The organism is Streptomyces alkaliterrae, assembly GCF_007097205.2.
Lineage (GTDB): Bacteria > Actinomycetota > Actinomycetes > Streptomycetales > Streptomycetaceae > Streptomyces > Streptomyces alkaliterrae.
In genome coordinates this window covers 1-18,432 of sequence record NZ_VJYK02000091.1, presented here as the reverse complement: position 1 = coordinate 18,432, position 18,432 = coordinate 1, and the positions used below count along the sequence as shown (strand labels likewise).

Below are 18,432 nucleotides of genomic sequence, written 5' to 3'. Positions count from 1 at the left end.
CCGGTGGGGAGTCCGGGGCGGCCGGGTTTGTGCGCGGTCGGGGAGTCCGAGGCGTCCGTGCGCGGGGATCGCGAGCTTTGCGTGCGCTGCGGAGCCGTTTCGGGGGTGGTTGTCATAAGCGTCCCTGAGGAAAAGGGGGAGGTGGTAGAAAGATCCACACCTACGGAACCGTAACCTACGGTCTCGTAAGTATTGCAGCACATCCCCCTCGCTCGACAAGAACGATCGCGTCACACCTTCGGGGCAGTGCCGTCGTGGCACCGGCCGACGGTTCGCCTGGTGGACTGGACGTCCCGGGCCACGTGCCGCGACCTATCCTTTACGCGTCGGACAGCGCGGTCCGCGACCTGCCACAAGCAATGACGAAGCGAGCCAGGCGCCGTTTGGTGTGATGGGGTCCGACCGGGGCGCGCCGGCGCGCCGGCCGAGCCCCCGACCGCCAGGGCGGCTGGAGAGCTGCCGATACTGCCGCAAGGAGCCGCACCCCCATGAGCAGTGCCGACCACCGCACCACCGGCGGCGAAGACCCGCAGGCCCGGGCCGCCGCCCCCGCAGTCTCCGGGGCGACCGATGCCGCGGCCCCGGAGGTCCCCGATCCGAAGGAGGCGGCCAGCGCCCTGCGCGCGGACATCCGCCGACTGGGCGACCTGCTCGGCGAGACGCTGGTCCGCCAGGAAGGCCCGGAACTGCTCGACCTGGTCGAGCGGGTACGGGCGCTGACCCGCACGGACGGCGAGGCCGCCGCCCGGCTGCTGGGCGAGACGGACCTGGAGACCGCCGCGAAGCTGGTACGCGCGTTCTCCGTCTACTTCCATCTGGCGAACGTCACCGAGCAGGTGCACCGGGGGCGCGAACTGCGCGACCGGCGGGCAAGCGAGGGCGGCCTCCTGGCCCGCACGGCGGACATGCTGAAGGACGCCGACCCCGAGCACCTGCGGCGGACCGCCGAGCGGCTGGGCGTCCGTCCGGTGTTCACCGCGCACCCGACGGAGGCGGCCCGCCGCTCGGTGCTGACCAAGCTGCGCCGCGTGGCGGAGCTGCTGGAGCGCTCGGAGTCGGCCGCGGCCAGCGGCGACCGGCGCCGCGTCGACCTGCGGCTGGCCGAGAACGTCGACCTGATCTGGCAGACCGACGAGCTGCGGGTGGCCCGCCCGGAACCGACCGACGAGGCCCGCAACGCCGTCTACTACCTGGACGAGCTGCACCGGGGCGCGGTCGGCGACGTGCTGGAGGACCTGGCCGACGAGCTGGAGCGGGCCGGTGCGCCGCTGCCGGCCGACGCCCGGCCGCTGACGTTCGGCACCTGGATCGGCGGTGACCGCGACGGCAACCCGAACGTGACGCCGCAGGTCACCTGGGACGTACTGATCCTCCAGCACGAGCACGGCATCACCCAGGCCCTGGAGCACGTGGACGAACTGCGCGGCGCGCTGTCGAACTCGATCCGCAACTGCGGCGCGACCCAGGAGCTGCTGGACTCCCTGAAGGAGGACCTGGAGCGGCTGCCGGAGATCACCCCGCGCTACAAGCGGCTGAACGCCGAGGAGCCCTACCGGCTGAAGGTCACCTGCGTCCGGCAGAAGCTGCTGAACACCCGTGAGCGGCTGGCTGCCGGCACCCCGCACGTGCCGGGCCGGGACTATCTGGGCACCGGCGAGCTGCTGGCCGACCTGGAGCTGGTGCGGACCTCGCTGCGCGAGCACCGGGGCGGGCTGATCGCGGACGGCCAGCTGGCCCGGGCGCTGCGCACGCTGTCGGCGTTCGGCCTCCAGCTGGCCACGATGGACGTCCGCGAGCACGCCGACGCCCACCACCACGCACTCGGCCAGCTCTTCGACCGGCTCGGCGAGGAGTCCTGGCGGTACGAGGACATGCCGCGCGACTACCGGATGCGGCTGCTCGCCAAGGAGCTGCGGTCCCGCCGGCCGCTGGCGCCGACGCCCGCGCCGCTGGACGAGGCCGGCTCGAAGACGCTCGGTGTCTTCGAGACGATCCGGCGGGCTCTTGACACCTTCGGTCCGGAGGTCGTCGAGTCGTACATCATCTCGATGTGCCAGGGCGCGGACGACGTGCTGGCGGCGGCGGTGCTTGCCCGCGAAGCCGGGCTGCTGGACCTGCACGCCGGCTGGGCCCGGATCGGCATCGTGCCGCTGCTGGAGACGACGGACGAGCTGCGTATCGCCGACGAGCTGCTGGACGCGATGCTGTCCGACCCCTCGTACCGGAAGCTGGTGTCGCTGCGCGGCGACCTCCAGGAGGTCATGCTCGGCTACTCCGACTCCTCGAAGTTCGGCGGCATCACCACCTCGCAGTGGGAGATCCACCGGGCGCAGCGCCGGCTGCGCGACGTGGCGCACCGGCACGGCGTGCGGCTGCGGCTGTTCCACGGCCGGGGCGGCACGGTCGGCCGTGGCGGCGGCCCCACGCACGACGCGATCCTCGCCCAGCCGTACGGCACCCTGGAGGGCGAGATCAAGGTGACCGAGCAGGGCGAGGTCATCTCCGACAAGTACCTGGTGCCGTCGCTGGCCCGGGAGAACCTGGAGCTGACGGTCTCCGCGACGCTCCAGGCGTCCGCGCTGCACACCGCGCCGCGGCAGTCGGAGGAGGCGCTGGCCCGCTGGGACGCGGCGATGGACACCGTCTCGGAGGCCGCGCACGCCGCCTACCGCCGCCTGGTGGAGGACCCTGACCTGCCGGCGTACTTCTTCGCCTCCACGCCCGTCGGCCAGCTCGCCGAGCTGCACCTGGGCTCCCGTCCCTCGCGCCGCCCGGACAGCGGGGCCGGTCTCGACGGGCTGCGGGCGATCCCGTGGGTGTTCGGCTGGACGCAGTCCCGGCAGATCGTGCCGGGCTGGTTCGGCGTCGGCAGCGGGCTGAAGGCCGCCCGGGAGGCCGGTCTCGACTCGGTGCTCGCCGAGGCCCAGGAGAACTGGCACTTCTTCCGGAACTTCCTGTCGAACGTCGAGATGACGCTGGCGAAGACGGATCTGCGGATCGCCCGGCACTACGTGGACACGCTCGTGCCGGACGAGCTGCGGCACGTGTTCGAGAAGATCGAGGCGGAGCACGAGCTCACGGTCAGCGAGGTGCTGCGGATCACGGGTGAGAGCGAGCTGCTGGAGTCCAACCCGGTGCTGCGGCAGACGCTGCGGATCCGGGACGCCTACCTGGACCCGATCTCCTACCTCCAGGTCGCACTGCTGCACCGGCAGCGGCAGGACGAGGAGGCCGGCAAGGAGCCGGACCAGCTGCTTTCGCGGGCGCTGCTGCTGACGGTCAACGGCGTCGCCGCCGGGCTGCGCAACACCGGCTGACGCCGCCCGCCGCCACCCCACGGCCCGCCGCCGCGCCCCGCGGCGGCGGGCCGTGCGCGTGCTCAGGGCGAGGGGAAGCCGTCAGACGGTGAAGAAGGCGCCGACCATCACGGCGCCGCCGAGCAGGCCCATGGCCCAGCCGGTGCGGCGCAGCCGCAGACCGCCGGCGAGGACCAGTGCCGCCAGCACCAGCGCGCCGCCGAGCGGTATCCAGGTGTGCAGCACGCCGCCGATCCCGGTGCGGACGACGTCCTCGGTGCCGGGCTTGAGCGCGACGGCCGGCCGGTCGCCGACGTCGCGGACGGCGGACTCGGCGATGCCGACCCGGTCCGGTGCCGAGCCGCCGGAGTCGGCGACGAACGGGCCGGTGCAGCGTCCGTCGGCGCACTTCTCGACGGTCATCGTGCCCCGGGTGCCGTCCTTGGGGAACATCGCGTGCCGGGCGTCGTCCCAGGACGTCCAGAAGCCGGCGACCAGCAGCACCGCCGCGACGAGCGCGACCAGCGCGTTCCTGCCGAGCAGCAGGAGTCCGTAGGCGCTCTCGCCGGCTCGTCGGGTTCGGCTGCGCTTCTTGGTGCTGGTCGGCATGGCGGCGATCCTTGGCCATGGCGATGCCGCGGGTCAACCTCGGTCGGACGGATGCCCCTCTTTGTCCGGCTGGTCTCGTACGGATCGGACAAAGCGCGCACACGCGCACTTTCCCCGCCCACCGATCCCACTTCCCGCCGACGGACGGCGGCACCCGCCGCACTAGGCTGAACGGTGCGGGACGTCGCACACGTATGGCAGCAAGGGAGCCCCATGGCCGTCAACCTCGTCAATCTGGAAGCCGTCGGCAAGGCGTACGCGCTGCGCACGCTGCTGGACGGCGTCTCCCTCGGGGTCAACGAGGGTGACCGGATCGGCGTCGTCGGGCGGAACGGCGACGGCAAGACGACACTCATCCACATCCTCGCGCGCAGCGAGCCCGCCGACAGCGGCCGGGTCACGCACGCCGGAGGGCTGCGTCTCGGGCTGCTCAGCCAGCAGGACTCGCTCGACCCGAAGGCGACGATCCGGCACGAGGTGCTGGGCGACATGGCCGACCACGAGTGGGCCGGGAACGCCCGGATCAGGGACGTGCTCACCGGGTTGTTCGGCGGGCTGGAGCCGGCCGGGTTCGCGGACGGCATGGACACCGTGATCGGTCCGCTCTCCGGTGGCGAGCGCCGCCGTATCGCGCTCGCGAAGCTGCTGATCGACGATCCCGACCTGCTGGTGCTGGACGAGCCGACGAACCACCTGGACGTGGAGGGCATCGCCTGGCTGGCCGGCCATCTGCGCACCCGCCGCTCGGCGCTGGTGTGCGTCACGCACGACCGCTGGTTCCTCGACCAGGTCTGCACCCGGATGTGGGACGTGCAGCGCGGTCAGGTGTACGAGTACGAGGGCGGGTACAGCGACTACGTGTTCGCCCGGGCCGAGCGGGAGCGGATCGCCGCGACGGAGGAGGCCAAGCGGCAGAACCTCGTCCGCAAGGAGCTGGCGTGGCTGCGGCGGGGCGCGCCGGCGCGTACCAGCAAGCCGCGTTTCCGCGTCGAGGCGGCGAACGCGCTCATCGCGAACGAGCCGCCGCCGCGCGACCAGGCGGAGCTGATGCGCTTCGCCAACTCCCGACTGGGGAAGACGGTCTTCGACCTGGCGGACGTGACCGTCCAGGCCGGGCCCAAGACGCTGATCGAGCACCTGACGTGGCAGCTGGGCCCCGGTGACCGGGTCGCGCTCGTGGGGGTGAACGGCGCCGGGAAGACCTCGCTGCTGCGGGCGCTCGCGGACGCCGCCGCGTCGGAGGGCGAGAAGCAGCCGGCGCGCGGGCGGATCAAGGTGGGCCGCACGGTCCGGCTTGCCTATCTCTCCCAGGAGGTCGCCGAACTCGACCCGACCTGGCGGGTGTTGGAGGCCGTGGAGAACGTGCGCTCCCGGGTCGATCTGGGGAAGGGCCGGGAGATGTCGGCGTCGCAGCTGTGCGAACGCTTCGGCTTTGTCAAGGAGAAGCAGTGGACGCCGGTCGGCGACCTCTCCGGTGGAGAGCGGCGACGGCTCCAGATTCTGCGGCTGCTGATGGACGAGCCGAACGTGCTGTTTCTCGACGAGCCGACCAACGATCTTGATATCGAGACGCTGACCCAGCTCGAGGACCTGTTGGACGGCTGGCCGGGTTCCCTCGTGGTGATCAGCCACGACCGCTATTTCCTGGAGCGGACCACCGACCGGGTGCACGCGCTGCTCGGCGACCGCAGCCTGCGGATGCTGCCCAGAGGTGTGGACGAATACCTGGAACGCCGCGAGCGGGCCAGGGAGGCGGAGGTCGCGACGAGGGTCAGGGCCGCAGCCCCGGCGGGAGCGGCCCCGGCGGCCGCGCCGGCCGCAAAGCCGGCGGCGGTCTCCCGCGCGGCGCAGAAGGAGCTCCAGCGCATCGAAAGGCAGCTCGACAAGATCAGCGGGAGGCAGTCCGCGCTGCACTCGGAAATGGCGGAGAACGCCACCGATTTCGAGCGGGTGGCCAAGCTCGACGCGGAGTTGCGCGAACTCGCCGAACAGCAGGACGAACTCGAGGCCCGCTGGATGGAACTGGCCGAGGAAGGCTGACCGGTCGGCGCGGTTCCGGCCTCCGGCGGGGGAACCGGCGCTGCCGGTGTGCCCGTCCCTTTGATACAAAGACCCTGGCTCAAAGCCCTTGAGTCGTCCGATAACAGGCGGACCACATGTCCGATTCGCTCGTCCCTGACGGGGGAACGCGGGGATGGGGCAATCGGTCCGCGCATGCAGAGGGATTCCCATGTCGCAGCCGCCCCCGCCGCCGAACCAGCCGCCGTCAGGCGGCTTCGGCGCGCCCCAGGAGCCGTCCTACGGCTACCCGCAACAACCCGGCACCCCGCCGCCGGGCCCTCCCGGCACCCCGCCGCCGGGCCCTCCCGGCACGCCTCCGCCCAGTCCGCCCGGCACCCCGCCGCCCGGTCCGCCCGCGGGGGGCTACGGGTACCCGCAGACCCCGCCGCCGTCCGCCGGCTACGGCTACCCGCAGGGCCCGCCCAGCGCCCCGGGGCAGCCGAACCCGTACGGCCAGCCGAACCCCTACGGTCAGCCGACCGGACCCAACCCGTACCAGCAGCAGCCCACCCACCCCATGCCGTCGGCCGGCGTCCCGCAGGGCGGCAGCGGCGGCAGCGGCGGGAACAAGAAGCTGCTGGTGATCATCGCGTCCGTGGTCGCGGTCGCTCTGGTCGCGGTGACCGCCGTCTTCTTCGCCACCCGGGGTGACTCGGACGACAAGGCCGGCGAGGACGGAAAGAACGAGAAGCAGTCCCAGGAGACGACCGGCGGCACCGGGGGCGGCGGCGACGAGGGCGAGACCGGCGGCAGCGGTACCGACGCCATGCGCGACGTGCCGCCCACCACGGTGCCCGAGCAGGACCAGGACGCCGAGATCGCCTGGCAGGCCAAGGTCCCCGAGGGCTTCCAGGTCGACACCAGCAAGTCCATGCCCGGCGTGTGGTTCTACGGCGGCAACGTCATCCGCTACGAGCCGGACGGGTTGCGCGCGTACAACATCAAGAGCGGCAAGGAGGCCTGGTTCCTCAAGGCCATCCGCGGCGACAGCTGCAACGCGGCCGAGACCAGCGGCAACGGCGGCAAGACCCTGATCCAGTGGGGTCTGAAGTGCGAGAAGGCCATGGGCGTGGACCTGGCCAAGGGCCGCCAGCTGTGGGAGAAGGACCTGCCGTCGGTGGACGGCGAGGTCCGCGCGACCAGCGCTCAGGTCGCGGTCAGCGGCAACCTCGGCGGCATCGTGTGGATCGGCGGCAACGCCGGCTACCGGCTGTCCGACGGCAAGGAGCTGTGGTCGAACAACCGCTACGAGAGCTGCCGCGACCACAGCTACAGCGGCGGCGAGGCGTTTGTCGTGATCAACCGCTGCGGCTTCGACCGGGACGCCAGCGTGCGGATGGTCGACCAGGACGGCAAGACCACCGCCGAGTGGAAGGCGCCGGCCGGGAACGTCCCGCAGGCGGTGCACAGCACCTCGCCGGTGATCGTCGCGCTCAGCCGGTCGGCGGAGAGCTCCTTCAAGGTCTCCAATCTCGCGGTGCTCTCCGACTCCATGAAGCTGCGGAAGCGGATCAGCATCGATCCCGACCGGTACACCTTCTCCTGCGCTTCGCTGAGCACGGGCCACTGCTGGAACGTCGTCGTCGACAAGAAGAGCGAACTGCTCTTCCTGGAGACGAAGATGCACCAGGGTGACCGGCGCAGCACCAACGAGATCGTCGCCTTCAACCTGGACTCCGGCAAGGTCGCGTGGACCTCCGAGCCGACCGTCGAGGGGCAGACGTCGCCGCTGGCGATGCAGGACGGCAAGCTGCTCGCCCTGGAGATGGGCAGCTTCTCCGACCCGGGCATGATCACCGAGGTCGACCTGCGGACCGGTAAGGCGAAGCCGTTCCTGCGGTTCAGCTCCGACGAGCGCGACGCCATCCGGGACGTCTACTTCCGCCCGATGCCGTACTGGGCCGACAACACGCTCTTCGTCACCTCGCCGCGGCTGTCGGCGCGGCCGGAGAGCAACCGCGGCTGGCTGGTGGCCATCCGCTGACCGGCCGTCGAAGGGGCCGGGTGGGCGTCGTGCCCACCCGGCCCCTCGTCTTTCGCTTCCTGTTTTCACCGGATCGCGGCGCGATTCGTGCGTTCTGCACGGTTGAGGGCACACACGCGCACGTGAACGTGTAGCTTCCCGGGCAACGGAGGGCCCGTTGCGCGGTGTGCGGTGGGCCAGGTGGGGAGACTCAGGGGGCTGGATGAGTGTGCGGCTGATGGTGGTGGACGACCACCGGCTGCTGGCGGAGGCGCTCGCCTCCGCGCTGAAACTTCGCGGGCACCGGGTGGTGGCCGCCGCGGCGCCGGGGGCGGGCGCCGCGGACCTCGTACTGAGCCGGGCCCCGGAGGTCTGCCTGTGGGGTACGGCGGCGCCGTCGGCGCCCGGCGCGTTCGAGGCGCTGGGCCGAATACGCCGGGAGCGGCCGGCGACCGCGGTCGTGGTGCTCGGACCGGTTCCCGACGCGCGGGGCGTGGCCGCCGCGTTCGCCGCCGGGGCCTGCGGCTACGTGCGGCAGGACGAACGCATCGAGGGCGTCGAGCGGGCGGTGCTCAAGGCGCGGTCCGGGGAGGTCGCGGTCGCGCCGCAGGTGCTGCGGGACGCCTTCGACGAACTGCTCAATCCGGCCGAGGAGCCGGACGACGAGGGCGCCCGGCTGCTGGCGTTGCTCACGCCGCGCGAGGTGGAGGTGCTGCTGCGCGTCGCGGAGGGCGAGGACACCCAGCTCATCGCGGAGGGCATGCGGATAGCGCCCAGCACCGCGCGGACGCATGTGCAGCGGGTGCTGATGAAGCTGGACGTCGGCTCCCGGTTGGAGGCGGCGGCGCTGGCGGCCCGTACCGGACTGTTGGAGTCCGCGCACGCCCATCGCGATCCTCCCTGACGGCGTCGCCGACCGCTGGCCGCCGCCCCGCCGGGGTGCCGTCGGTCGCGGATCGGTTCCGGGGCCGGGCGGCGCACTGCCCGGTCGGGTGGGTGAGCCGTACGCTGTTCAGGCGCAGAAGCACTGGGGGTGCGTGTGCAACGAATCCGGGTTCTGGTCGCTGACGACCACAGAATCTTCGCCGAGTCCCTGGCCGCCGCGTTGGCCGCGGAGCAGGACGTCGAGTCGTCCGCCGTGGGCGGCGCGCAGGCGGCCGAACGCTGTCTGGAGCAGGCGGCCGCCGCCGGGCGCCCGTTCGGCGTGTTGTTGATCGACGTCGAGATGTGCGGGCCGCTGCCGCCGGGAGAGGCGGTGAACGGCTCGCAGCTGCTTTCCCGGCTGCACCACGGCCGGCCGGAGCTGCGCACGGTGGTGCTGGCCGGGCGGGACGATCCGCGTCGGGCCGCCGCCGCCCTCCAGCTCGGCGCGAGCGGCTGGGTCGCCAAGGACTGCTCGCTGAGCCGGCTGCTCCAGGTCGTGCGGGGCGTGCTGCGCGGCGAGACGCATCTTCCTCCGGCGCTGCTGACCGGGGTGCTGCGGGAGTTGACGACCACGCGTCGACACCGCACGGAGAGCGAGGAGTTGGTCGCGGCGCTGACGCCGCGTGAGCACGAGGTGCTGCGCTGCATGGTGGCGGGTCTCGGCCGCAAGGCGGTCGCCGAGCGGTTGTTCCTCTCGCCGCACACGGTCCGCACCCACATGCAGAACGTGCTGGGCAAGCTGGGGGTGCACTCCACGCTCGCGGCGGTCGCGCTGGCCCGGCGGGCGGGGGTCGGCCCGGTGGACACCGAGCACGCGCCGACGTGACGTTCGGCTGAGCCCGGCGGGTGGAACCCAGGAGGGGCGCGCGGAGCGGCGCGTGCGCCGCCCGGCGCGCGCCGCGCAACCACACGCCGGTCGGCTCGCCTCGACCGTAGCGCCCCCGCCGGCAACCGCCCGAACGGCGTCGTACGCGGGCGGCCGCCCGCACCGTGCGGGCCCGGGCCTCAGCCGGGGATGTTGTCGAAGGGCGCGGTGAGCCGGCGCAGCAGCGCGGCCAGCTCGGCGCGCTGCGCGGTGGACAGCTCGGCGAGGATCGCCCGCTCCTGGTCGAGCAGTCCGGCCAGTGCGCGGTCGGCGCGGTCCTGCCCCTCGGTGGTCAGGCGGACGAGCACGCCCCGCCGGTCCGTGGGGTCGGGCAGGCGCTCGACCAGGCCTTTCTTGGCGAGCCTGTCGATGCGGTTGGTCATCGTCCCCGACGTCACGAGCGTCTGGGTGAGCAACTGGCCGGGTGAGAGCTGGTACGGGTCGCCGGCCCGGCGCAGCGCGGTGAGGACGTCGAACTCCCAGGACTCCAGGTTGTGTTCGCCGAAGGCGAGCCGCCTGGCCCGGTCGAGGTGACGGGCGAGTCGGCTGACGCGGCTGAGCACCTCGAGGGGCTCCACGTCGAGATCCGGGCGCTCTCGGCGCCACGCTGCCACCAGTCGATCAACCTCGTCCTCCATGCCCCCAGTGTAGTAGTTCTGTCGGTATGAAGTTTCTTGACATCAAGACAAAACCGGAGGGATGCTGAAGGTCCACCGGTGGAAGGCTCCGATCGCAGGACCTGCCGTTACAGGCGGCGCAGGCCCGCATTCCGCAAGGAGGACGCTTTGATACCCGCCGCACCACCGACGTGGGACCCCCAGATCTATCTTCGCCACGCGGGTCACCGCACCCGGCCGTTCCACGACCTGCTCAACCGGATACCCGAACTGCCGCACGCCGGTGGCTCCCCCCGAATAGCCGATCTGGGATGCGGACCGGGGAACGTCACCACGCTGCTGCTGGACCGCTGGCCGACCGCCCACGTCACCGGCTACGACAGCTCGCCCGACATGCTCGCCGCCGCCTCCCCCCTCGCGGGCCCCACACCCGCCGGCGGCCGGCTTGACTTCGCACGGGCCGACATCGCCACCTGGACACCCGACGGCGCCCACGACCTCATCACCTCCAGCGCGGCACTCCAGTGGGTGCGCGGACACGCCGACCGGTTCAAGGACTGGATGAGCGCGCTACGGCCCGGCGGGGTCTTCGCCTTCCAGGTGCCGGGCAACTTCGTCTCCCCCAGCCACGCCCTGCTCGGCGAACTGTGCGACTCGCCGCGCTGGCGCGACCGGGTCGGCGAACTCGGCCGCCGCTACGTCTACATCCTGGAACCCGGGGAGTACCTGGACCGCCTCGCCGACCTCGGCTGCGAAGTGGACGTCTGGGAGACCACCTACGTCCAACTGCTCGGCGGTGAGGACCCGGTGCTCGACTGGGTGCGGGGCACGGCGCTGCGGCCGGTCCTGACCGCGCTGCGGGACGACCCTGTCGCGACGGAGGAGTTCCTGGCCGAGTACCGCGAGCGGTTGCGCGAGGCCTATCCGCCGGGGCCGCACGGCACGGCCTTCCCCTTCCGGCGGATCTTCGCCGTGGCCCGCCGCCCGGACGCCTGACGGCGGCGGTGACGTGCGACGCCCCGGAGCCCGGGGCGTCGCACGGCTCAGCCCGCGTTCAGGATGGCGGCGACCACCGGGCCGGCGTTCTTGCCGCCGTGACCGGAGTTCGGAATGACCGCGCCGACCGCCAGATCGTCCTTGTAGGCGATGAACCAGGCGTTCGGCTTGTCCTGCCCGTCGACCTCGGCGGACCCCGTCTTGGCGCCCTTGTCGCCGCCGACCGACGCCATCGCCTCGGCGGCAGTGCCGCCCACGGCGGTCTGCTTCATCAGCGCGCGCAGCTCGGCGGCGGTGCCGGCGGACAGCCCGCGCGGCGCGCGGGCGAGCGTGCGGTTGTCCAGCGACTGCGGCACGATGACCGGCTGCCGGAAGGTGCCGTCCTTGACCGTCGCGGCCACCGAGGCCATCGTCAGCGGGTTCATCCGGACGGCGCCCTGGCCGATCAGCGACGCGGCCATCTGGGCGTCCGACTGCACCGGCACGGTCCCGTCGAACGTGCCCGTGCCGACCCGCCAGTCGAGGCCGAGCCCGAAGGCGTCCCTGGCGTACGCGGTCAGGTCGTCGTTCTTCAGGTCCGGCGCCTGGCTGATGAACGCGGTGTTGCAGGAGGCCGCGAAGGACTGCGAGAACGTGCCGCCCTTGATCTCGAACTTGTCGAGGTTCTGGAAGCGCCAACCGCCGTAGGTGAAGTACTTGGGGCAGGGGTGCTGCGCGGCGCTCTTGGCCAGGCCCTTGTCGATGAGCATCCCGGAGGTGACGACCTTCCAGGTCGAGCCGGGGGCCAGCGAACCGCGCAGCGCGGAGTTGAAGCCGGTGGCCGGGGTGTTGGCGACGGCCAGGATCTCCCCCGTGCTCGGCCGGATCGCGACGGCCGAGCCCTTGGCCTTGCCGGCGAGCTGGCGCTGGGCGGCCTTCTGCAGGCCCGCGTCCAGGGTGGTGCGCAGCTCGCCCGGAGTGCCCTTGGAGAGCACGCTGAGCGTGTCGATGTCCTTGGTGGCCCCGGTGGCCCCGGTGGCCCCGGTGGTCTTGCCGTCCTCCGCGTCCGCGGTGACGATCCGGGTCTCCACGCCCGCCTTGCCGTCCGTCTTGTCGGCGTACCGCTTACGGACGTCGTCCAGGATCGCGCCGAGCTCGGGGAACTCCTCCTTCGTCAGCTCGGTGCCGTTGCGGTCGACGGTCGTGACCTCCGGGTCGCCGGCGGCGTCCGTGACGATCCGCTGCCCGGCCTTCAGCTTCGGGTGGACCACCGAAGGCTTCCACTTGACGACCGGTCGGCCGGTCCTGGTGTCCCGGACGACGGTCAGGGAGGTGTTGTAGTCGAGGGTGGTGTCCAGCTCCTCGTCGTAGCGGATGGCGGCGCTCACCTCGTAGCGCACCTCGCCGGCCTGCCGCGTGCCCTCGGTGAGGGTGACGGACTCCGCCTTCGCGTCCTTGCGGAAGCTCTTCAGTGCGGTGGCCGCGGCCGCCTTGTCGTCGGTCAGGGAAGAGGCCGCCGCGACATCGCCGGACTGCCACGCGGCCAGGAACTCCCGCGCGGTGGACTGCACCTCGGCGGCGCTCGGCGGACCGGTGGGAACGGCCTCCGGCGTTTTCTCCGCCTCACCCGCCGACCCGGCCGACCTGCTCTCCGCCCCCGCGTCGTCACCGCTGCTGACGAGCGTGTAGGCGCCGACACCGGCCGCGCCCACCACAACGGCGCAGGCGACACCGATCAGCGCCATTCTCTGACCATCACGCATAAGTCTTCCTGACTCTCCACCCCGCCCCGGGCACCCACCCAAGGGCCTCCGAGGCACCCTAGAGCACAACGGCTCGCGCCCGACGGCCCGGATCAGATCCAGGTGTCGAACCACATGCGGGCACGCCATTCGTCGACGGACAGTTCCCCGGCGGTGTAGAGCGGCCAGAAGTAGACGAAGTTCCACACGATCAGCAGCACCAGCGCGCCGCCGACGACCAGGCCCACCACCCGCCGCGCCTCGCTGGAGCCCGGCGGACCGGCCAGCGCGCCCAGCAGCATCGCCACCGCGAGGCAGATGAACGGCACGAACACCACGGCGTAGAAGTAGAAGATCGTGCGTTCCTGGTACATGAACCACGGCAGGTAGCCGGCGGCCAGGCCGCACAGGATCGCGCCCGAGCGCCAGTCCCGGCGCAGCACCCAGCGGTACAGGGCGTACGCCAGCGCGGCGACGCCCAGCCACCACAGCATCGGCGTGCCCAGCGCCAGCACCTCCCGGGCGCAGCCGCTGGGTTCCATGCAGCCCTCGGCGCCCAGCTCGCGGGAGTTGTAGTGGTAGGAGACGGGACGGCCGGCGACCAGCCAGCTCCACGGGTTGGACTCGTAGCGGTGCTCGGACGTCAGCTGCCGGTGGAAGCTGTACACCTCCGACTCGTAGTGCCACAGGCTGCGCAGCGGCGCCGGCACCCATGTCATGTCGAACTGCGGCAGCGAGACCTGGCCCAGCAGCGGCAGCGTCACCTCGTCCGGCGACAGCCCGCGGCGGTTGTCCGCCCAGGTGCGGAAGTAGCCGCCCCGGGTGGCGAACCAGCCCGCCCAGGAGGCGAGGTAGACGACAAGCGCGACGGGCACCAGCGACAGGAAGGCCGGCACGGCGTCCCGGCGCAGCACCGCCCGGTAGGGGTGGCGGGCGCCGGCGGTGCGGCGCGCCGACACGTCCCACAGCACGGTCAGCAGCCCGAACGCGGCCAGGACGTACAGACCGCTCCACTTGGTGCCGACGGCCAGGCCGAGGCAGACGCCGGCCAGCAGCCGCCAGGGGCGCAGGCCGAGTTTGGCGGTGGCCGCGACGAGCGGGTCGGGCCGGTCCTCGGGGAGCGCGGCGGCGAGTCGGGCCCGGCTGCGGTCCCGGTCGACGAGCAGCGCGCCGAAGGCGGCCAGCACGAAGAACATCAGCACCAGGTCGAGCAGCGCGGTCCGGCTCATCACCAGGTGCAGGCCGTCCACGGCCAGCAGCCCGCCGGCGAGGCAGCCCAGCGCCGTCGACCGGAAGAGCCGGCGGCCGATGCGGCACAGCATCAGCACCGACAGGGTGCCCAGCAGCGCGACCATGAAGCGCCAGCCGAACGGTTCGAGGCCGAACAGCCGCAGCCCGATCGCGATGACCCACTTGCCCATCGGCGGGTGCACCACGTACGAGGGGTCCTCGGACAGCGGCACGGTCGGGTTGTCGGCGAGGATCAGGTCGTTGGCGTCGTCGCCCCACTGGGCCTCGTAGCCGAACCGCAGCAGCGACCAGGCGTCCTTGGCGTAGTACGTCTCGTCGAATATCACCGCGCGCGGCGTGCCCAGCTGCCAGAACCGCAGCAGCCCGGCGAACAGGGCGACGAGCAGCGGGCCGCCCCACCCGCGCCACCGCGGCTCGATGCCCAGCGCCGACCACGGCGTGCGTCCGGGCTTCGGCTGCGGCGGCACCAGCCGCCCCCGCACCGAGGGCTGCGGCGGCGGCGTGTAGCCGTAGCGACGCAACCGCGCCTGCCAGGAGCGCGCCTCGTCCCTGCGGGTCTCCCCGCGCTTGGCTGCGTGCGTCGACGGCACGGTGTCACTGCTCACGCGGGCCATCGTAGGGAACGCCCTTTGGGCCGACGGGAAAGCGGTCCCCGGCCGGGCCGCGCGCGCTCGCTCGACAGCGGTCCGCCGCGCGGGTGCGAGGATGCTCGGGTGACTGGAACGCTCGTACTGGCCGGAACGCCCATCGGGGACGTCGAGGACGCCCCGCCCCGCCTGGCGCGGGAACTCGCCGAGGCGGACGTGATCGCCGCCGAGGACACCCGGCGGCTGCGTCGGCTCACCCAGGCGCTGGGGGTGCGGCCGGCCGGGCGCGTCGTGTCCTACTTCGAGGGGAACGAGGCGGCGCGCACGCCCGAGCTGGCCGACGCGCTGGCCGCCGGCGAACGGGTACTGCTGGTGACCGACGCCGGTATGCCGTCGGTGTCCGACCCGGGGTACCGGCTGGTGGCGGCGGCCGTGGAGCGCGGGGTGCGGGTGACAGCGGTACCCGGCCCGTCGGCCGTGCTGACCGCGCTGGCGCTGTCCGGGCTGCCGGTGGACCGGTTCTGCTTCGAGGGTTTCCCGCCGCGCAAGGCCGGGGAACGCCTGGCCCGGCTGCGGGAGGTCGCCGGGGACCGGCGCACCCTTGTCTACTTCGAGGCTCCGCACCGCCTGGCCGCCACCCTGACGGCGATGGCCGAGGCGTTCGGCGAGGACCGGCCCGCGGCCGTCTGCCGGGAGCTGACCAAGACGTACGAGGAGGTGCGGCGCGGCCCGCTGGCCGAGCTGGCCCGCTGGGCGGCCGACGGGGTGCGCGGCGAGATCACCGTGGTGGTGTCCGGGGCGCCGGAGACGGGTCCCGGCGAGGTGGACGCCGCCGAGCTGGTCCGCCGGGTCGCCGTGCGGGAGTCGGCCGGTGAACGCCGCAAGGAGGCCATCGCCGCCGTCGCCAAGGAGGCGGGGCTGCCGAAGCGCGAGGTGTTCGACGCGGTGGTGGCGGCGAAGAACACCGCGGAGGGGTGAGGTCGCGCTCAGCGCGTCTGAGGAAACGGCAAAGGAAAGCGCCGGCGGAACGTACCGTTCGGTAAAGCGCTACCCTCGGGGGTAAAGCTCGGGCAGTGCGGCCAGCGCCTTCCCCCATCTACGATCAAAACGCTGTCCAGTTTCCGGATGGGTCTGATGCCTTTTCCGCCGCCGAGGCGTCCACTGGTAGTGGAAGGGAGCTGCCGTGACGGACATCGGAAACACCCAGAGGAAGACGGCTCGGGGAGCCTTCGAGACGGTTCGCGAGGTCTACGGCTTCGCGTGTCTGCACTGCGGGTACGCGTGGAAGCAGACGTACGACATCGAACAGCACATCGACCGCGACGACAAGCCGTTCTTCATCTACTACACAAACGGTGAGCGGGTCCCCTCGCCGCTTTCCATGGTCACCTGCATCAACTGCGACGAACACAAGGTGCGCGTCGCGCGCGCGGACCAGATATCCACCATGCGGTCGGCGTTTCCGTTCACCCAGGACCGGCGTTCCTGATCACCCGCTCCGGCCCGCCCCGAGAGGCTGACACCTCGGGGCGGGCCGGTACGTGTCAGGGGTCGTGAGCGTCGCGCCCGGTCAGCACGTAGGCCGCGAGGAGGCAGAGGCAGCAGCCCGGCACCCAGGCGAGCTGGTACCAGTAGAAGAAGGGCACCCCGGCCAGGCTCGGGCTCATACCGGCGTACCAGGGGACCCAGAGCAGGCCGAGAGCGGGCAGGAGAAGCGCCACGGCACTCGCGACGCGCCGTAGCCGGTTGTGCCCGGTGTGCTGCGCCACCTGCGCTCCTCTCCCTCCGACCGCCTATCCGTGCAAGAGTTGCCGGAGCACCCCGGAAGGTTGACAGCGGGTTCCACAACGTTCTCCAGGGCGTTTCCTCCGGCCCGTGTCCTCCGAACCGCACTCTCGCGCATCTCACAGGTGGGAACAGGGACGCCAAGGGCGGTGATCATGGCCAGCAGTGCGATGGCCGCGACGTTTCTCGCCGTGATCGGCGGAGCGTCGCTCCTCGCGGTCACAGCGCGCCACCTGCGCCCGAGCAGCCGGCTGCCCTCGCTGGACGGCTGGGCGCTGGCCGACCGGAGCCTCGGCCCGGCATGGACCTGGCTGCTGCTCGGCGGCACGATCTTCACCACGTACACCTTCATCGCCGTGCCGGGGCTGGCCTACGCCAACGGTGCCGCCGCCTTCTTCGCCGTGCCCTACACCGTGATCGTCTTCCCGCTCGCCTTCGTTCTCCTGCCCAGGCTGTGGAGCGTCGCCCGTCGCCACGGCTACATCACCGCGGCCGACCTCGTCCGCGGCCGGTTCGGATCTCCGTCGCTGGCCCTGGCCGTGGCGCTGACCGGCATCCTGGCGACCATGCCGTACCTGGCGCTGCAGCTGCTGGGCATCCGCACGGTGCTGACCATCGGCGGACTGTATCCGCCGGGTGCCGCCGGCGACCTGGTGCTCGTGGCGCTGTTCACCGGGCTCGCGATCGCCACGTACCGGCACGGGCTGCGCGCGCCCACGGTCATCTCCGCGCTGAAGGCGGTGGCGGTCTTCGGCTCGCTCACCGCCGTGTGCTGGCTGGTACTCGGCCGGCTCGGTGGTCCCGGAGCGCTCTTCGAGGGCGCGGCGCGGCGGCTGGGGGAGGCAGGAGCGGACTCCGGTGGACCGGCCCTTCTCCTCGCCCCCGAGCAGCAGGCCACCTACGTCACCCTCGCGTTCGGCTCCGCGCTCGCCCTGCTGATGTACCCGCACGTCCTCACGGCCGGGTTCGCCGCCGACGGCCCCCGCACCCTCCGCAAGGTCTCGGTGGCGCTTCCCGTCTGGACGGGACTGCTCGCGCTCTTCGGCCTCCTGGGGCTGGCCGCCCTGGCGGCGGGGGTGGAGGCGCCGGAAGGCCACGCCGAGGCCGCCGTGCCGATGCTGGTCGACCGGCTCATGCCCGCGCCGCTGGCCGGGCTGGTGTTCGCCGCGATCACCGTGGGGGCCCTCGTCCCGGCGGCCGTGATGTCGATCGCGGCGGGCACGAGCTTCGTCCGGAACGTATACGTCGAGTACTTCCACCCCACCGCGACCCCCAAGCGTCAGGTGCGTATCGCCCGGATCGTGTCGCTCACCGCGAAGGTCGGGGCGGTCGCCTTCGTGTTCGGGCTCCGGGACCAGGCCGCCATCAACCTCCAGTTGCTGGGCGGTGTGTGGATACTGCAGATCTTCCCGGCCGTGGCCGTCGGCCTCTTCACCGCCCGCCCGCACCCCCGGGCGCTGCTCGCCGGCTGGGCGGCGGGTATGGCCGCCGGAACCTTACTGGTGATCTGGGAGGGCTTCTCACCGACCGTGGCTCTCGGATTCGGACCGGAGCCGCCGGAGATCTACGCCGGGCTCGCCGCCCTCCTCCTCAACCTGGCAGTAGTCCTCGTCGGAACCGCCGTCCTCACCCGCCTGCGGATCCCCCGAGGCACCGACACCACAGACCTGCCGAGCCGCGTGACTCTCAGACGTCGCCCCGATACCGGAGAGACCGACCAGTGATACGAAGACAACCCGTACCCCTGGCTCTTCTAC

14 protein-coding genes are annotated in these 18,432 nt (G+C 72.2%); 9 read left to right on the top strand and 5 right to left on the bottom strand.

Annotated features, from left to right (window positions below):
• The first annotated feature begins 488 nt into the window (after positions 1 to 488).
• Complete coding sequence (ppc, locus tag FNX44_RS11250) at positions 489 to 3,317, top strand: phosphoenolpyruvate carboxylase (RefSeq protein WP_143647905.1); 2,829 nt, start codon at positions 489 to 491, stop codon at positions 3,315 to 3,317.
• A gap of 81 nt (positions 3,318 to 3,398) precedes the next feature.
• Here the strand turns inward: ppc and FNX44_RS11245 are convergent, their stop codons facing one another.
• Positions 3,399 to 3,905 carry a hypothetical protein gene (locus FNX44_RS11245; protein WP_173019155.1) on the bottom strand — a complete coding sequence of 169 codons (507 nt, stop codon included), beginning with the start codon at positions 3,903 to 3,905 and terminating at the stop codon, positions 3,399 to 3,401.
• A gap of 213 nt (positions 3,906 to 4,118) precedes the next feature.
• On the opposite strand from FNX44_RS11245, the gene FNX44_RS11240 reads away from it, so the two are divergent.
• The 4 genes from FNX44_RS11240 to FNX44_RS11225 all read left to right on the top strand — a co-directional run bounded on the left by FNX44_RS11240 (position 4,119) and on the right by FNX44_RS11225 (position 9,679).
• Positions 4,119 to 5,945, top strand: a complete 1,827-nt coding sequence (locus tag FNX44_RS11240) for an ABC-F family ATP-binding cassette domain-containing protein (protein WP_143647904.1) — start codon at positions 4,119 to 4,121, stop codon at positions 5,943 to 5,945.
• Positions 5,946 to 6,135: 190 nt separating this feature from the next.
• Complete coding sequence (locus FNX44_RS11235; RefSeq protein ID WP_143647903.1) at positions 6,136 to 7,950, top strand: outer membrane protein assembly factor BamB family protein; 1,815 nt, start codon at positions 6,136 to 6,138, stop codon at positions 7,948 to 7,950.
• Positions 7,951 to 8,152: 202 nt separating this feature from the next.
• Entirely contained in the window at positions 8,153 to 8,833 is a 681-nt protein-coding gene (locus FNX44_RS11230) for a response regulator transcription factor (protein ID WP_143647902.1), read from the top strand.
• A 135-nt stretch (positions 8,834 to 8,968) separates the two neighbouring features.
• Positions 8,969 to 9,679, top strand: a complete 711-nt coding sequence (locus FNX44_RS11225) for a response regulator transcription factor (RefSeq protein ID WP_143647908.1) — start codon at positions 8,969 to 8,971, stop codon at positions 9,677 to 9,679.
• Positions 9,680 to 9,858: 179 nt separating this feature from the next.
• Here FNX44_RS11225 and FNX44_RS11220 read toward each other — a convergent pair whose 3' ends face one another.
• Entirely contained in the window at positions 9,859 to 10,356 is a 498-nt protein-coding gene (locus FNX44_RS11220) for a MarR family winged helix-turn-helix transcriptional regulator (protein ID WP_143647901.1), read from the bottom strand.
• Positions 10,357 to 10,503: 147 nt separating this feature from the next.
• Between FNX44_RS11220 and FNX44_RS11215 the strand changes: the two genes are divergently transcribed.
• On the top strand, positions 10,504 to 11,331 hold the full coding sequence (locus FNX44_RS11215; protein ID WP_153507141.1) for a trans-aconitate 2-methyltransferase: 828 nt from the start codon (positions 10,504 to 10,506) through the stop codon (positions 11,329 to 11,331).
• Positions 11,332 to 11,378: 47 nt separating this feature from the next.
• Here the strand turns inward: FNX44_RS11215 and FNX44_RS11210 are convergent, their stop codons facing one another.
• Both FNX44_RS11210 and FNX44_RS11205 read right to left on the bottom strand, forming a co-directional pair.
• Positions 11,379 to 13,055 (bottom strand): penicillin-binding transpeptidase domain-containing protein, encoded by a 1,677-nt coding sequence (locus FNX44_RS11210; RefSeq protein WP_228449820.1) that lies wholly within the window; start codon positions 13,053 to 13,055, stop codon positions 11,379 to 11,381.
• A 110-nt stretch (positions 13,056 to 13,165) separates the two neighbouring features.
• On the bottom strand, positions 13,166 to 14,917 hold the full coding sequence (locus FNX44_RS11205) for a dolichyl-phosphate-mannose--protein mannosyltransferase (RefSeq protein WP_143647899.1): 1,752 nt from the start codon (positions 14,915 to 14,917) through the stop codon (positions 13,166 to 13,168).
• Between the two features lie 99 nt (positions 14,918 to 15,016).
• On the opposite strand from FNX44_RS11205, the gene rsmI reads away from it, so the two are divergent.
• Both rsmI and FNX44_RS11195 read left to right on the top strand, forming a co-directional pair.
• Positions 15,017 to 15,868, top strand: a complete 852-nt coding sequence (rsmI, locus tag FNX44_RS11200) for a 16S rRNA (cytidine(1402)-2'-O)-methyltransferase (protein ID WP_143647898.1) — start codon at positions 15,017 to 15,019, stop codon at positions 15,866 to 15,868.
• Positions 15,869 to 16,073: 205 nt separating this feature from the next.
• The gene (locus FNX44_RS11195; protein WP_323369252.1) at positions 16,074 to 16,379 is read left to right on the top strand and encodes a hypothetical protein; all 306 of its coding nucleotides are present in this window, start codon (positions 16,074 to 16,076) and stop codon (positions 16,377 to 16,379) included.
• Between the two features lie 55 nt (positions 16,380 to 16,434).
• On the opposite strand, the gene FNX44_RS11190 is transcribed toward FNX44_RS11195, so the two are convergent.
• A complete protein-coding gene (locus FNX44_RS11190; RefSeq protein ID WP_143647897.1) occupies positions 16,435 to 16,659 on the bottom strand; it encodes a DUF3311 domain-containing protein in 225 nt (74 codons plus the stop codon).
• 171 nt (positions 16,660 to 16,830) lie between these two features.
• Here FNX44_RS11190 and FNX44_RS11185 point away from each other — a divergent pair, with 171 nt between their 5' ends.
• On the top strand, positions 16,831 to 18,399 hold the full coding sequence (locus tag FNX44_RS11185) for a sodium:solute symporter family protein (protein ID WP_143647896.1): 1,569 nt from the start codon (positions 16,831 to 16,833) through the stop codon (positions 18,397 to 18,399).
• Positions 18,400 to 18,432: the final 33 nt, after the last annotated feature.